The organism is Cupriavidus sp. D39, from assembly GCF_026627925.1.
Classification (GTDB): Bacteria; Pseudomonadota; Gammaproteobacteria; order Burkholderiales; family Burkholderiaceae; genus Cupriavidus; species Cupriavidus ulmosensis.
Genome location: NZ_JAPNLE010000009.1, coordinates 3,178,361 through 3,192,906, shown reverse-complemented (window position 1 = coordinate 3,192,906; position 14,546 = coordinate 3,178,361). Strand labels below are relative to the sequence as shown.

Sequence of the window (14,546 nt, the reverse complement as noted above, 5' to 3'; positions counted from 1 at the left end):
GAACGCCACTGGCCGGCACGCGCCTTGTCATTCCCGTTCGCGCCCGGCACGCCTGCGCCCGATCAGGACATAGAGCAGCGGCACCGCCAGCGAGCCGATCACGGTGGCGCCCAGCATGCCGCCCAGCACCCCCGTGCCGACCGCGCGCTGCGCGGCCGCGCCCGGCCCGGTGCTGATCGCCAGCGGCACCACGCCGAGGATAAAGGCCAGCGAGGTCATCACCACCGGGCGCAGCCGCTGGCGGGCGGCCTGGCCGGCGGCGTCCAGCAGGTCCATGCCGCCCCGGCGCAACTGCTCGGCGTATTCCACCACCAGGATGGCGTTCTTGGCCGCCAGCCCCATGATCACCACCCCGCCCACCTTGAAGTAGACGTCGTTCGGCATGCCGCGCAGCCAGATCGCCACCAGCGCGCCGACGAGGCCCGCCGGCACGATCAGCAGCACCGCCAGCGGCAGGGTCCAGTTTTCGTAAAGCGCCACCAGGCACAAGAAGATGAACAACATCGACAAGGCGAACAGCCACGGCGCCTGCGCACCGCTTTGCTGCTGCTCGAAGGCGCGTCCGGTCCAGTGCGCGTCGTAGGCGCCGCCCAGGTCGCGCACCCTGGCCGTGAGGCGTTCCATGGCCGTGCCGGTGCTGTGGCCCGGCGCCACTCCGGCGTTGATGCGCATCGAGGTGAGCCCGTTGAACCGCTCCAGCGTGGCTTCGCCCTTGCCCCAGACCAGTTCGGCGAAAGCGCCCAGCGATACCATGCCGCCGCGCGCATTGCGCACATGCACGCGGGACAGCTTGGCCGGGTCCATCCGGTAGGGCGCGTCCGCTTGCAGGATCACCCGGCGGATACGGCCTTCGCGCGCCACTTCGTCGATATAGCGCGAGCCCAGCGTGGCGGACAGCGCATGATGGATGGCCTCCGGCTCCACGCCAAAGCTGCGCGCGCGCTCGTAGTCGATGTGCAGGTCGAGCGCTGGCGCCGGCTGGGCAGTGGTGGCGCGCACCTCGCCCAGCGACGGCTCATCCTCGACGGCGGCAAGCAGCTTGTCGCGCGCGGCAAACAGCGCTTCGCGCCCGGAACCGGCCTGCGCCACCAGCCGCATGTCGAGCCCGCCGGTGCTGCCCAGCTCGGGCAGGGCCGCGCCGTTGTACGCGTACAGCTGCGCCTGTCCCCGGCCAGGCCAGGCTTCCAGCCCGGCCTGGAGCCTGGCCAGCACGGCGTGCGCGCGTTCGTCGGCGCCGCGCTCCGACCAGTCCCGCAGCGCCAGGTACATGCTGGCACGTTGCTCGCCGCTGCCGGAATTGCTCCAGCCCAGCACGGCAAAGGTCGAGCGCACGGGATATTTGCTCGCTTCCAGCCAGGTCTCCAGCGCCGCCACGGCGGCGCGTGTCTCTTCCTGCGTGGCGCCGGCCGGCAGCTCCATATCGATCACCAATTCGCCGGTGTCCTCCTCCGGCAGGAAGCCGGCGGGGATCTGCCACATCAGCACACCGCCGGCCACCGCCAGCGTCAGGTAGATGCCCAGCCAGCGCAGTCGGCGCCGCTGCAGCGCCAGTACCCAGCCGGCATAGCGCGCGGTGAACGCCGTGAAGCCGCGCTCGAACCAGGCCAGCGGGCCGCGCTGCGGATGCGCCGCATGGCGCAGCAGGCTGGCGCACATGGCCGGCGCCAGCGAGAGCGCGAAGAACAGCGAGAAGGCGATGGAAATCGCCAGCGTGATGGCGAAGTGCCGGTAGATCACGCCGACCGCGCTGCCCAGGAACGCCATCGGCACGAACACCGCGCACAGCACCAGCGTGACCGCTACCAGCGCGCCGGACACTTCGCGCATCGAGCGGGTCGCCGCCTCCATGGCGTCCACGCCGTCCTCGCGCATGATCCGCTCGACGTTTTCCACTACCCCGATGGCGTCGTCGACCAGGATGCCGATCGCCAGCACCACACCGAACAGCGTGATCACGTTGAGCGACAAGCCAAGCGCGTACAGGCAGGCAACCGTGCCAAGCAGCGAGACCGGCACCACGATCACCGGGATCAGCGTGGCGCGCAGGTTGCCGAGGAACAGGTAGAGAATCAGGAAGACCAGCGCCGTAGCTTCGCCCAGCGTGGTCAGCACGCGCCAGATCGAGCGCTCGACGAACTGCGCGTTGTCGGAAGAGATCTCGTAGCGCATGCCCGCGGGGAAGCCGCGCGCGGCTTCGTCCAGCGCGGCGCGCACCGCGCGCGAGGTGGCGAGCACGTTGGCGCCGTCCGCCAGCTTGAGGCCGATGGAGGCTGCCACCTGGCCGTCGTGGCGCGAGCTGTAGCGGTAGTCGCTCGCGCCCAGCTCCACCCGCGCCACGTCGCGCAGCCGTACCAGCGAGGCGTCGCCGCCGGCGCGCACCACGATCTGGCCGAAGGCTTCCGGCTCGGCGAGCGGCCGGGGCGGGCGCACCAGCGCCTGGTAGGGCTGGCCCGGCGCCGCCGGCGCGCCGCCGAGCTGGCCCGGGGTGACGTCGCCGTTGCGCGCCTTGATGGCCAGCTCGACATCCGCGGCCGTGAGGCCGTAGGCGTTGAGCTTGTCGGGGTCGAACCAGATGCGCAGCGCGTACTCGGACCCATAGGGCTCCGCCTTGCCGATGCCGGGCAGGCGGCGCAGCATCGGCAGCACCGAGGCGGCGGCAAAATCGCCGAGCGCGGTTTCATTGAGCTGGCTGTTCCCCGACACCAGCGAGACATACATGAAGGGACTGCTGCCGGCCTGGTCCACAAAGATGCCGCCGCGGCGCACCGCCTCCGGCAACAGCGGCTCGGCCTGCATGACGCGGTTGCGCACGTTGACCTGGGCCAGTTGCGCATCGGTGCCCTGGCGAAATCCCAGCGTGATGGTGGCGCCGCCGCCCTCGCTGCTGGCATCCAGGTAGAGCAGGCCGGGAATGCCGTGCATCTGCTGCTCCAGCACCGCGGTCACCGCGTCTTCCACGGTGCGCGCCGACGCACCGGGATAGTCGGCGTAGACGATCACGGTGGGCGGCGCCACCGCGGGATACTGCGCGATGGGAATACGGGTGAGGGCGATCAGGCCCGCCACCATGGTGAGGATGGCAATAACCCACGCGAACGCGGGCCGGCGAAGAAAGAAGGACGCCATGGCACTTTTGGATTAATTTGCGCCTGCGCGGCAACTAGCCGCCGCGCAGGCGCAGTGGAATGGATCCGGCGCGCAGGCAAGACGAAACGCGAGATGCGAAACGCGCCGGGCAGCGTGGCAGAAACGCTGGGGGAAGTGTGTTTGGCCGCCGCTCTAGCGGGACGGTCGGGTGAAGCCGCGCAGAACCGCCGCGAGCAGCACCTGCTGGCGATGCGCCAGGGGCTGCCAGTCCTCGCGCGGCAGGTGCTCGAAGGTGATGTCGAGCGCCGCCAGCCCATGCACGGCAGTCCATAGCGCGTCGGTGACATCGCCGGGGTCGTACATGGCATCGATCAGCGCGGCGGCCTGCTGGTCATGCACGCACGCCAGCAGCACGGCGCTTACCGGGTCTTCCGGGAAACGCTCGCCCCAGCGCAGGTCGATCGCGCGCTCGGCGTCAGCCGGCAGGCCCATCATCATCATCAGGTGATAGCTGTGGCGGTTGGCCAGGGCCCATGCCACATAGGCATCGAGCACGGCCGGCAGCGCCAGTGCAGGCGTGCCGGCGGCGGCGCGCGCGTCGCCCAGCGCCGCGGCCAGGCGTACCCAGTCCTGCGCGCACAGCTCGAACAGCAGCGCGGTCTTGTCTTCGAAATGCCGGTAGATGGCGGCCGCGCTATAGCCGCAGCGCTCGCCGATGCGGCGCAGCGTGACGCCGCTGAATCCCGCCTCGGCAAACAAGGCGCGGGCGGCATTGAAAAAGGCTTCGCGCACGCTTTCGCGCCGCAGCGCGGCGCCGCCGGCCCGCACAACGGACGCGCCGGCACGTGCGGCAACCGGCGTGGCGGGTGTTGCTGCAGCGGGTGCGTTCGCGGGCGGGGCCGACAGGCTGGATTGCGTTGGGCGGGTGGCGGACATGGCCGCGATTATAAACACCGCGCACTTTGTGAACAACGTTTACATGGCGAATTCAGCACAAACCATAGCCCCTCAAGCGAGGGGAACGCTGCCCGGGGCCCCGGCGCAGCGCAGCATTATGGGTGGATGAATCAGAGTTGCTTGGCCGCGAAGGTGTCGCACTTGCGGATGTCGCCGCTGGTCAGGCCCTGGCGCAACCAGCGCGTACGTTGCTCGCTGGTGCCGTGGGTGAATGCTTCCGGCACGACATAGCCCTGGGCTTGCTTTTGCAGGCGGTCGTCGCCGATCGCGGCGGCGGCCTTGAGGCCTTCCTCGATATCGCCGGGCTCCAGCAGTTGCTGGTTCAAGCGTTCCGCGGTGGCGGCCCACACGCCGGCCAGGCAATCCGCCTGCAGCTCCACGCGCACCGACAGCTGGTTGGCCTGCGCCTCGCCCATGCGCCGGCGCGCGGCGTCGACCTTGCCCGACACGCCGAGCAGGTTCTGCACATGGTGGCCGATCTCGTGGGCAATCACGTAGGCCTGGGCAAAATCGCCGCCGGCCCCGAAGCGCTGGCGCAATTCATCGTAGAAGGCCAGGTCGATGTAGACCTTCTGGTCGCCCGGGCAATAGAACGGCCCCATGGCCGACTGGCCGCTGCCGCAGGCGGTGGGCGTCGCGCCCGAGAAGATCACCAGCGTGGGCGGCGCATAGCGGCGGTTGAGATCGGTCTCGAAAATATGCGACCAGGTGCGCTCGGTGTTGCCGAGCACCTTGCGCACGAAGACCGTCATCTTGTCGTTAGCGGGGGATGGCTGGGCACATGCTGCTGTTGCGGCGCGTGCTGCTGCGAGCCCTGCAGCACCGAGGCGCCCTGCATGATCACGGAGGGGTCGATGCCAAAGAAATAAGACGCTGCCAGCGCCACCAGGATGGTGCCGATGCCGAGCGTCTTGGGCCCCGCGCCGAAGCCGCCGAAACCGCCGGAACCTTCACCCCGGCGGTCTTCAACATTCTGGCTTTCGGCTTCGTCGTCGAGACGCATGGTGGCTCCGCATTACTGGTTGATCGCCGCGGCAAACAGTTGGCCGCGGCGTGTCGATCAGTATAGCAACGGCAATGCCGCCGGCCCATGCGCGGGGTGTATCAGGCGGTAACCGCTGGCGTCGTGCTGGCAGCACCCAGCGCCTGCGTCTTGCCCGGCTCCGCGCCGCTGATCTCAGCCACGCGCAGCAGGTTGGTGGTGCCGCCCTGGCCAAACGGCATGCCCGCCGCGATCGTGATCTGGTCGCCGGGTACCGCATAGCCTTCGACCAGCGCGGCGCGGGTGGCGGCATTCACCATCTCGTCCACGCTTTGCACATCCGGGCTGACGGTGGAATGCACGCCCCAGGCAAGCGCCAGCCGCCGCGCGATCTCCAGGTTCGGCGTGATGCTGACGATGGGCGCGCACGGCCGCTCGCGCGCCGCGCGCAACGCGGTGGAGCCCGACGAGGTGTAGGTGACGGTGGCCACCGCACCGATGATCTGGGTGACTTCGCGCAGCGCTGCGCAGATCGCATCCTGGCGCGTGGACAGCGGCGCTTCGTGGCCCGCGTCCAGCAGGTTGCGGTACAGCGGGTCGCGTTCCACCTCGGTGATGATGCGGTTCATGATGGCCACCGCTGGCACCGGGTGGCGGCCGTTGGCCGACTCGGCCGACAGCATCACCGCATCGGCACCGTCATAGATCGCGCTCGCCACATCGGACGCCTCGGCGCGCGTGGGCACCGGCGAATCGATCATCGATTCCAGCATCTGCGTGGCGATCACGATGGGCTTGCCATGCTGTCGGCAGATGCGCAGGATGCGCTTTTGCACACCCGGCACGCGCTCCGGCGGCAGTTCCACGCCCAGGTCGCCGCGCGCCACCATCACCGCGTCGGACACGCGCACGATTTCTTCGAGCTGCTGCAGGGCGGCGGGCTTCTCGATCTTGGACAGCACGCCGGCACGGGTGCCGATGATCTCGCGCGCTTCCACAATGTCGGCCGGGCGCTGCACGAACGACAGCGCGATCCAGTCCGCGCCCAGCGCCAGCGCGAAGTCGAGATCCTTGCGGTCCTTCTCAGTCAGCGCGGGGATCGGAATCACGGCGTCGGGCACGTTCACGCCCTTGCGGTCGGACAGCGTGCCGTGGTTGACCACGCGCGTGGCAATGCTGCCGCTGGCCACCGCCTCGATCCTCAACTGCACCTTGCCGTCGTCGATCAGCAGCGACTGGCCCGGCGCTGCCACGCGGAACAGCTCCGGATGCGGCAGGTGCACGCGGGTGGCGTCGCCCGGGCTGGGATCGCTGTCGAGCACGAACGCGTCGCCGGCCTTGAGCGCGACCTTGCCCGCGGCAAAGGTGCCGATGCGCAGCTTGGGGCCTTGCAGGTCGGCCAGCACGGCGATGGGCCGGCCGGTCTCGGCCTCCACCTGGCGCACCGCGTCGTAGCGGCGCTTGTGGTCGTCGTGCGAGCCGTGGCTGAAGTTCAGGCGGAATACATCCGCCCCGGCTTCGAACAACTGCCGGATCACTTCGATGTCGGTGCTGGCCGGTCCGAGCGTGGCAACGATCTTGGCTTTGCGCTGGCGTCTCATTTTGTCTCCTCTTCCAATCTCGGGCGGCGCGCAGCAAACGGCGCGCCTTTGTTCAAACACGTGGCTTACACACTTACACAATCAGGATGGCGCGGAAATCATTCACGTTGGTACGGGTCGGGCCGGTGACGATCAGGTCGTCCAGGCCGGCGAAGAAACCGTAGCCGTCGTTGTTGCCGAGGTGCGCGCGTGCGCACAGTCCGCGTGCCGCGGCACGGGTCAGCGTATCGGGCGCTAGCAGCGCGCCGGCGTTGTCTTCGGAGCCGTCGATGCCGTCGGTGTCGCAGGCAATGGCATGCACGCCCGGCAGCCCGTCCAGTGAGACCGCGAGCGCCAGCAGAAATTCGGCATTGCGCCCGCCGCGACCGCTGCCGCGCACCGTCACCGTGGTCTCGCCACCGGACAGGATCACGCAGGGCTTCCTGAACGGCTCGCCATGCTGCGCAACCTGGCGCGCGATGGCGGCATGCACCAGTGCCACGTCGCGCGATTCGCCTTCGATGCTGTCGGACAGGATGTGGGCTTCAACGCCCAGCTCGCGCGCACGCGCTGCCGCGGCTTCCAGCGATTGCTGCGCGGTGGCGAGCGTGACGCTGCGATGGCCGTTGAAACGCGCATCGCCGGGCTTGGGCGTTTCACCCGCGCCGCTCTCCAGGTGGGCGCGCACATTGGCGGGCACTTCGATGCCGTACTTGGCGATCACCGCCAGCGCGTCGGCGCAGGTGGTGGCGTCAGGCAGGGTCGGGCCGCTGGCGATCAACGTGGGATCGTCACCGGGGATATCGGAAATCAACAGCGTCTCGACGCGGGCCGGCGCGCAGTGCAATGCCAGCCGGCCGCCCTTGAGCGCCGACAGGTGCTTGCGCACGCAGTTCATCTCGCCGATGTTGGCGCCGCTCTTTAGCAGCGCTTTGTTCACGGCCTGCTTGTCGGCAAGCGTTATGCCGTCTGCCGGCGCGGCCAGCAGCGCGGAGCCGCCGCCCGAGATCAGGCACAGCACCAGGTCATCGGCGGTGAGGCCCTTGACCAGTTCCACCATGCGCTGCGCGGCGCGCTGCCCGGCTTCGTCGGGCACCGGGTGCGCGGCTTCCACTACCTCGATGCGCTGGCACGGCGCGCCATGTCCATAGCGCGTAACAACCAGTCCGGAGATCTCGCCTTGCCAGTGCGCCTCCACAGCCTGCGCCATGGCAGCGGCGGCCTTGCCGGCACCGATCACCACCGTGCGGCCCTTGGGCGGCGTGGGCAGTTGCGGCGGCAGGCAATGGCTGGCGCTGACCGCGGCAACCGCGTTATCGAACAGGTCGCGCAGCAGGGCGCGCGGATCGGTGAGTCCGGCGGGGCGGGCAGGCACCAACAGGGTGGAGTGGGAATCGGTGGCGTACATGACTGGATCCGGAAGTGCTGCGCCCCGGCCGCGAACAGCCGGGGAATGACGCTGGCCTGCCTACGCAGGCAGGCCGTGGTGGTGCTGCTTACTTGGCGCCGCCCTTGGCGATCTCATGGTTCGACATGATCTCGATGGCGCGGCACAGTGCCGAGTGGTCTTGCTTGCCCAGGCCGTTGGCGGCGCAGGTGTTGAACAGCTCCTGCGCGGTGGCGGTGTTGGGCAGTGCCACGCCCAGCGCCTTCGCGCCTTGCAGCGCCAGGTTCAGGTCCTTCTGGTGCAGCTCGATGCGAAAGCCCGGATCGAAGGTACGCTTGACCATGCGCTCGCCATGCACTTCCAGGATGCGCGAAGCGGCGAAGCCGCCCATCAGCGCCTGGCGCACGCGCGCCGGATCGGCGCCCGCCTTGGAGGCGAACAGCAGCGCTTCGGACACGGCCTGGATATTCAGCGCCACGATGATCTGGTTGGCCACCTTGGTGGTCTGGCCGTCGCCGTTGCCGCCGACCAGCGTCACGTTCTTGCCCATCAGGTCGAACAGCGGCTTGACCTCATCGAACGATTCTTGCGGGCCGCCGACCATGATCGTCAGCGATGCCGCCTTGGCGCCCACTTCGCCGCCGGAGACCGGTGCGTCCAGGTAGGCGGCGCCCAGCTTGTTGACGCGCGCGGCGAAGTCCTTGGTGGCGATCGGCGAGATCGAGCTCATGTCGACTACGATCTTGCCGTGCGCGGCTTCCTTGCCGGCGCTCTTGAGCGCGGCGGCCACGCCCTTCTCGGCGAACAGCACGGCTTCCACGTGCGGGGTGTCCGGCACCATGATCACGATGATGTCCGCGCGCTTGGCGACTTCCTCGGCGCTGGTGCAGACCGTGACGCCGGCATCGACCAGCACTTGCGGAGCGGGGTTGACGTCATGCACGAACAGCGTGTGGCCGGCCGCGCGCAGGTGGCCCGCCATCGGTGCGCCCATGATGCCCAGGCCGATAAAGCCGACGTTGCGTTGGTTTGCCATGTGATGTCTCCTTGATGGGATGTTGAAATCTGTTTTGGTGATGTTTGGGGCGTTGAACGAAGCCACCGGATGCGCCAGCGCCGCCTGCCATGACGACAGGCTGTTGCTCCCTCTCCCCTCAGGGGGAGAGGGTTGGGGAGAGGGGTGGCTTAGCTAGGAGCCACTGGAAACGAAGCCAATGGTTTTTCCAGCACGACGGCATGACAACCGCCCGCCCTCTCCCCGGCCCCTCTCCCGCCGCGCGGGAGAGGGGCGCAAACAAGCGCCGTGCGCACGCAGCATGAACAGCGGCTCAACGCAATTACTGCACGCCGTGTTCCGCGCGCCAGCCCAGTCCCTCAACCGTGGTCGTGCGCGGCTTGTACTCGCAGCCGACCCAGCCGTCGTAGCCGATCTGGTCGAGCCACTGGAACAGGAAGTGGTAGTTCAGCTCGCCGGTGCCCGGTTCATTGCGCCCCGGGTTGTCAGCCAGCTGCACGTGCTTGATCTTCGGCAGGTTGGCTTTCAGCGTGGCGGCGATCTCGCCTTCCATGCGCTGCATGTGATAGATGTCGTACTGCACGTAGAGGTTGGGGGCGTTGACCTGAGCGATCAGGTCCAGCGCCTGCTGCGTGCGCGACAGGAAAAACCGGGAATATCAAAGGTGTTGATCGGCTCGACCAGCAGATCGATCTGCTCGGCGGCGAGCGCCTGCGAAGCGAAGCGCAGGTTATCCACCAGCGTTTCCTGTGCCTGTTCACGCTTGACGTTCTGCGGCTGGATGCCGACCAGGCAGTTGAGCTGGCGCACGCCCAGCACCTTGGCGTACTTGATCGCCTCGCCCACGCCGTCCTGGAATTCACTCACGCGGTCCGGGTGGCAGGCAATGCCGCGCTCGCCCGCTTCCCACTTGCCCGCCGGCAGGTTGTGCAGCACCAGGTCGAGCTGGAAGCGGTTGAGTCGGTCGGCGATCTGGTCAGCGTGGAAGGCGTAGGGGAAGAGGAACTCCACGCCGCGGAAGCCCGCGCGCGCGGCGGCTTCAAAGCGGTCGAGGAAGGCCACTTCATTGAACAGCATGGTCAGGTTGGCGGCAAGCTTTGGCATTGAAGTCTCCGGGTGACTTGTCTTGTGTTTTCCGCTCGCGCGGATGCGGTGATTGGGGGCGCGCTAATGCAGCGGTAATGGTTTGCAGAAAGCGCGCGGGCTCATAGCCCGCGCTTGTCAGCCTGCGTTTGCTTACGCCGTTTCCACTTCTTCCTTGAGGATGGCTTCCTCGATGTCTTCGATCGGCTCGAACTCGTTGATGTTGTCGATCTCGGTGCCCATCGCGATATTGGTCACGCGTTCCAGGATCACTTCAACCACCACCGGCACCGAGAACTCGGCCATCAGGTCGCGTGCTTCGGCAAAGGCCGGCGCGATGTCTTCCGGCTTGAACACGCGGATCGCCTTGCAGCCCAGGCCTTCCACCACCTTCACGTGGTCCACGCCGTAGCCGTTCAACTCGGGCGAGTTGACGTTGTCGAAGGCCAGCTGCACGCAGTAGTCCATCTCGAAATTGCGCTGCGCCTGGCGGATCAGCCCGAGGTAGGAGTTGTTCACCACCAGGTGGATGTACGGCACCTTGAACTGCGCGGCCACGGCCAGCTCTTCGATCATGAACTGGAAGTCGTAGTCGCCCGAGATGGCCACCACATCCGATTCCGGCGAAGCCACCTTCACGCCAATCGCGGCGGGAATGGTCCAGCCCAGCGGGCCGGCCTGGCCGCAGTTGATCCAGTGGCGCGGCTCGTTGACCGACAGGAACTGCGCGGCGGCGATCTGCGACAGGCCGATGGTGGACACGTAGCGGACATCGCGCGGGAAGTACTGGTTCATCTCGCGGTACACGCGCTGCGGCTTGACCGGCACGTTGTCGAAGTCGCTCTTGCGCTGCATGGTGCGGCGGCGCTTCTGCACGTCCGCCACCCAGCTCTTGCGGCACGGCAGGCGGCCGGCCATCTTCATTTCACGCGCCACTTCCACGAACTGCTCCAGCGCGAGCTTGGCGTCGGACACGATGCCCAGGTCGGGGCCGAATACGCGGCCGATCTGGGTGGGCTCGATATCCACGTGCACGAACTTGCGGCCCTTGGTGTAGACCTCGACGCTGCCGGTGTGGCGGTTGGCCCAGCGGTTGCCGATGCCGAGCACGAAGTCCGATGCCAGCATCGTGGCATTACCATAGCGGTGCGAAGTCTGCAGGCCCACCATGCCGGCTTGCAGCGGATGGTCGTCGGCCAGCACGCCCCAGCCCATCAGCGTGGGGACCACCGGCACGTTGACCAGTTCGGCGAACTCCACCAGCAGGTCAGCCGCGTCGGCGTTGATCACGCCGCCGCCGCACACGATCAGCGGGCGCTCGGCTGCGTTGAGCATGGCGATGGCCTTCTCGATCTGCGGGCGAGAGGCGGACGGCTTGTACGGGGCGAGCGGCTGGTAGGTTTCCGGATCGAATTCGATCTCGGCCACTTGCACGTCGAACGGCAGGTCGATCAGCACCGGACCCGGGCGGCCCGAGCGCATCAGGTGGAAGGCTTGCTGGAACACTTGCGGCACCAGCGCCGGCTCGCGCACGGTCACGGCCCACTTGGTCACCGGCTTGGCGATCGATTCGATATCGACGGCCTGGAAGTCTTCCTTGTACAGGCGCGCGCGGTGCCTGGCCGGTGATGCAGAGAATGGGGATGGAGTCAGCCCAGGCCGAGTACAGGCCAGTGATCATGTCGGTGCCGGCCGGGCCCGAGGTGCCGATGCACACGCCGATATTGCCGGCCTCGGCGCGGGTGTAGCCTTCGGCCATATGCGAGGCGCCTTCCACGTGGCGGGCCAGGAAATGGTCGATGGTGCCGGCCCGGCGCATGGCCGAGTAGAACGGGTTGATGGCGGCACCTGGCACGCCGAACGCGGTGGTGATACCTTCTTTTTCCAGAACGGCGATGGCCGCGTCAACTGCTCTCATCTTGGGCATGTCTGTCTCCAATGTTGCTGCAATGTTTTGTGAATGGCATTGAATTGCTGTTGGAGTCCATGCTATTCCCGCAAGCGGTGCGGGATAAAGGGAAGGGAGATCAGTTGATTCGATACCTCTGATATCGAATGAGGGTGGCGGGCACAGAAAATACGGTCACCCAGCCCGCCCTGGCGCGCGCCATTGCTGTACGTTGTGTGACGGCAACGATACGTGGCAAATTGCTGGAAAAGGCCGGCCAGCGGCCCCGGGCGCCCTCGCGGCGCGCTAAATGGCGACAATGTGCGGGTATTGCGCCAGTGCCCGGACACCGCGCAGGAATCCCATTGCCATCTGAACCACCATGCTGACCAGGCTCCTCCCACCCGCGAATTGCTCGACGCGCTCAAGCGGAAGCCGCCCGCCGTATCCCATACCGCCAATGTCGCCAATGTCGCCAATAGCGCCGATGCCACCGGCCTGCCACCGGCCGCCGCGCGGCTGATGCGGTTGATGCGGCTGCAGCGCGGGATGCTGGGGTTGTTCTGGGCTTGTTCGCTGGCCGCGCTGCTGGTGACCGGCGCGGTGCTTTACACCAAGTACCAGCTCCGGCACTCACCCGCGCCATGGATGGCGCGCCTGGTCTACGTGCTGCTGGGCGGCAGCGTGGCCGGGCTGGGGGCGCTGCTGCTGACGCACCTGCCGGCGCTCGCGCGCAGGCTGCGCGATCCGCTGGGCGCGTTGGCCGACCAGGTCGACCGACACGATGAAGCGGAGAGCGCGCTGCTGCGCTCGCTGGCGCGGGTCCCCGCCCAGGCGCTGCGCGCAAGGGCCCGGCGCGTGGAGGTGCAGCTACGGATGTGGGAGGGCATGGCGAAGACGATCGGCTTGCTGATCGCGGTGAGCCCGGCCGCGCTGATGCTGGTCACGGGCCTGTTCGAATTGCCGCGCAAGGGCGCCAGCCTGCTGCCGCTGCTCTCGCTGTACGGCCTTGTCTTTGTGTCGGGCGCCGCGCTGGCGGTCTACCTGCAGCTGCAGGTCAGCCGGCCGCTGCGCCGGCTTGCCTATGTGCTGGGCGAAGCGGCGGAGATCAGCGCGCAACTGGGGAGGGCGCCGATGCCGCCCGCGGCAGCATCGGCAGTGGCAACTGCCGTACCCGTTACAGCGCCCGCACCCGCAGTCCCATCGCCGGCGCCGGTTCCGCCCGAAGTCCTCCAGGCGAGCACGCTCGCGGATGCAGGCGCGACATCGCGAGAGCAGGATGTCGCGGCGGACGCGGACCACGCAGCAGCGGGTCCGCCCACGCTGTCTCAGCCCGCCAGGTAAGTCTGCGCCAGCCGGACCCAGCAAGCCGCGCCCAGCGGCAGCACCTGGTCGTTGAAGTCGTAGCCCGGGTTGTGCACCATGCAGCCGCCGAACTCGCCTTCGCCGTTGCCCAGGATCAGGTAGCAACCCGGCACCTCGTTCAGCATCCACGCAAAGTCCTCGCTGCCGTTCAGGCCCTTGGGCGCTTGCGTCACGACTTTGTCGGCGCCGACCAACTCGGCGCAAACCTGCTGCGCCAGCGTTGTTTCGGCCTCCGTGTTGACCATCGGCGGCGTCAGCTGGCGATAGTCGATGTGCGCTTCTACGCCGTGCGCCTGCGCGGTCAGGCTGACGATCTCGCGGATGCGCTGCTCCACCAGCGCGCGCGTCTCAGGGCGCGCCGCGCGTACGTTCAGGCCCAGCGTGACCGATTCCGGAATCACGTTGTGCGTTGCGCCGCCACGGATAAAGCCCACCGACAGCACCGCCGTATCGTCGGGCGCCACATTGCGCGCCACCACCGTTTGCAGCGCGGTGACGATGGCCGCCGACGCCGCGATCGGATCGCGCGCGCGGTGCGGCATGGCGCCGTGCCCGCCCACGCCCTTGATGGTCACGTCGGCCACGTCGGACGACAGGCTCACCGGGCCGGGCAGCACGCGGAAGGTGCCGGCCGGCACGCCCGGCATGTTGTGCAAGGCGAACACGGCATCGCACGGGAAACGCTCGAACAGGCCATCCTCGATCATCGCGCGCGCGCCGCAGAGGTTTTCCTCGTCGGGCTGGAAGATCAGGTTGAGGGTGCCGTCGAAATCGCGGCTGTCCGCCAGCGCCTTGGCGGCGGCCAGCAGGATGGCGGTGTGGCCGTCGTGGCCGCACGCATGCATCTTGCCGGGGACCTTGCTGGCGTACGGCAGGCCCGTAGCCTCGACGACAGGCAACGCATCCATGTCGGCGCGGATGCCCAGGCGGCGCTTGCCGCTGCCCAGCTTCAACTGCCCCACCACGCCGCTCTTGCCGATGCCGGTGTGCACCTCGTAGCCCCAGCTCTCCAGCAGGGTGGCCACCAGCTTGCTGGTGGCGCCGACCTCGAAGCCGAGTTCGGGCTGGGCGTGGATCTGGCGGCGGATGCCGATAAAGGTCTCGGCATCGATCTGGATCGCCGGCAGCAGGTGCGGCAGCAACTGGAAGGGCGTCAGGGTAGGTTCGCGGGTCATGTCTTTATCCTTTGCTGCAGTTGGCCA

The 14,546-nt window shown here is 67.9% G+C and carries 7 protein-coding genes and 3 pseudogenes; 1 reads left to right on the top strand and 9 read right to left on the bottom strand.

Annotated features, from left to right (window positions below):
- Positions 1 to 27: 27 nt before the first annotated feature.
- The 8 genes and pseudogenes from OMK73_RS27075 to gcl form a co-directional block, all read right to left on the bottom strand.
- Positions 28 to 3,126 (bottom strand): efflux RND transporter permease subunit, encoded by a 3,099-nt coding sequence (locus OMK73_RS27075; protein WP_267604712.1) that lies wholly within the window; start codon positions 3,124 to 3,126, stop codon positions 28 to 30.
- Between the two features lie 153 nt (positions 3,127 to 3,279).
- On the bottom strand, positions 3,280 to 4,023 hold the full coding sequence (locus tag OMK73_RS27070) for a TetR/AcrR family transcriptional regulator (RefSeq protein WP_267604711.1): 744 nt from the start codon (positions 4,021 to 4,023) through the stop codon (positions 3,280 to 3,282).
- A 131-nt stretch (positions 4,024 to 4,154) separates the two neighbouring features.
- Positions 4,155 to 5,047 (bottom strand): annotated as a pseudogene (locus OMK73_RS27065) (neutral zinc metallopeptidase).
- Between the two features lie 101 nt (positions 5,048 to 5,148).
- Complete coding sequence (gene pyk, locus OMK73_RS27060) at positions 5,149 to 6,627, bottom strand: pyruvate kinase (RefSeq protein WP_267604710.1); 1,479 nt, start codon at positions 6,625 to 6,627, stop codon at positions 5,149 to 5,151.
- 73 nt (positions 6,628 to 6,700) lie between these two features.
- Positions 6,701 to 8,014 (bottom strand): glycerate kinase type-2 family protein, encoded by a 1,314-nt coding sequence (locus OMK73_RS27055; protein ID WP_267604708.1) that lies wholly within the window; start codon positions 8,012 to 8,014, stop codon positions 6,701 to 6,703.
- An 88-nt stretch (positions 8,015 to 8,102) separates the two neighbouring features.
- A complete protein-coding gene (gene glxR / locus OMK73_RS27050) occupies positions 8,103 to 9,029 on the bottom strand; it encodes a 2-hydroxy-3-oxopropionate reductase (protein ID WP_318231795.1) in 927 nt (308 codons plus the stop codon).
- A gap of 301 nt (positions 9,030 to 9,330) precedes the next feature.
- Positions 9,331 to 10,112: pseudogene (gene hyi / locus OMK73_RS27045) on the bottom strand (hydroxypyruvate isomerase).
- A 132-nt stretch (positions 10,113 to 10,244) separates the two neighbouring features.
- Positions 10,245 to 12,018, bottom strand: a pseudogene (gene gcl / locus OMK73_RS27040) (glyoxylate carboligase).
- A gap of 282 nt (positions 12,019 to 12,300) precedes the next feature.
- Between gcl and OMK73_RS27035 the strand changes: the two are divergent.
- Entirely contained in the window at positions 12,301 to 13,323 is a 1,023-nt protein-coding gene (locus OMK73_RS27035; RefSeq protein ID WP_267604707.1) for a hypothetical protein, read from the top strand.
- On the opposite strand, the gene OMK73_RS27030 is transcribed toward OMK73_RS27035, so the two are convergent.
- Positions 13,308 to 14,519, bottom strand: a complete 1,212-nt coding sequence (locus OMK73_RS27030; protein ID WP_267604706.1) for a M20 aminoacylase family protein — start codon at positions 14,517 to 14,519, stop codon at positions 13,308 to 13,310. The genes OMK73_RS27035 and OMK73_RS27030 overlap by 16 nt on opposite strands.
- Positions 14,520 to 14,546: the final 27 nt, after the last annotated feature.

Coding starts and splice junctions, on each gene's coding strand:
- OMK73_RS27075 (WP_267604712.1), bottom strand. CDS start 3,126: ATGGCGTCCTTCTTTCTTCGCCGGCCCGCGTTCGCGTGGGTTATTGCC.
- OMK73_RS27070 (WP_267604711.1), bottom strand. CDS start 4,023: ATGTCCGCCACCCGCCCAACGCAATCCAGCCTGTCGGCCCCGCCCGCG.
- pyk (WP_267604710.1), bottom strand. CDS start 6,627: ATGAGACGCCAGCGCAAAGCCAAGATCGTTGCCACGCTCGGACCGGCC.
- OMK73_RS27055 (WP_267604708.1), bottom strand. CDS start 8,014: ATGTACGCCACCGATTCCCACTCCACCCTGTTGGTGCCTGCCCGCCCC.
- glxR (WP_318231795.1), bottom strand. CDS start 9,029: ATGGCAAACCAACGCAACGTCGGCTTTATCGGCCTGGGCATCATGGGC.
- OMK73_RS27030 (WP_267604706.1), bottom strand. CDS start 14,519: ATGACCCGCGAACCTACCCTGACGCCCTTCCAGTTGCTGCCGCACCTG.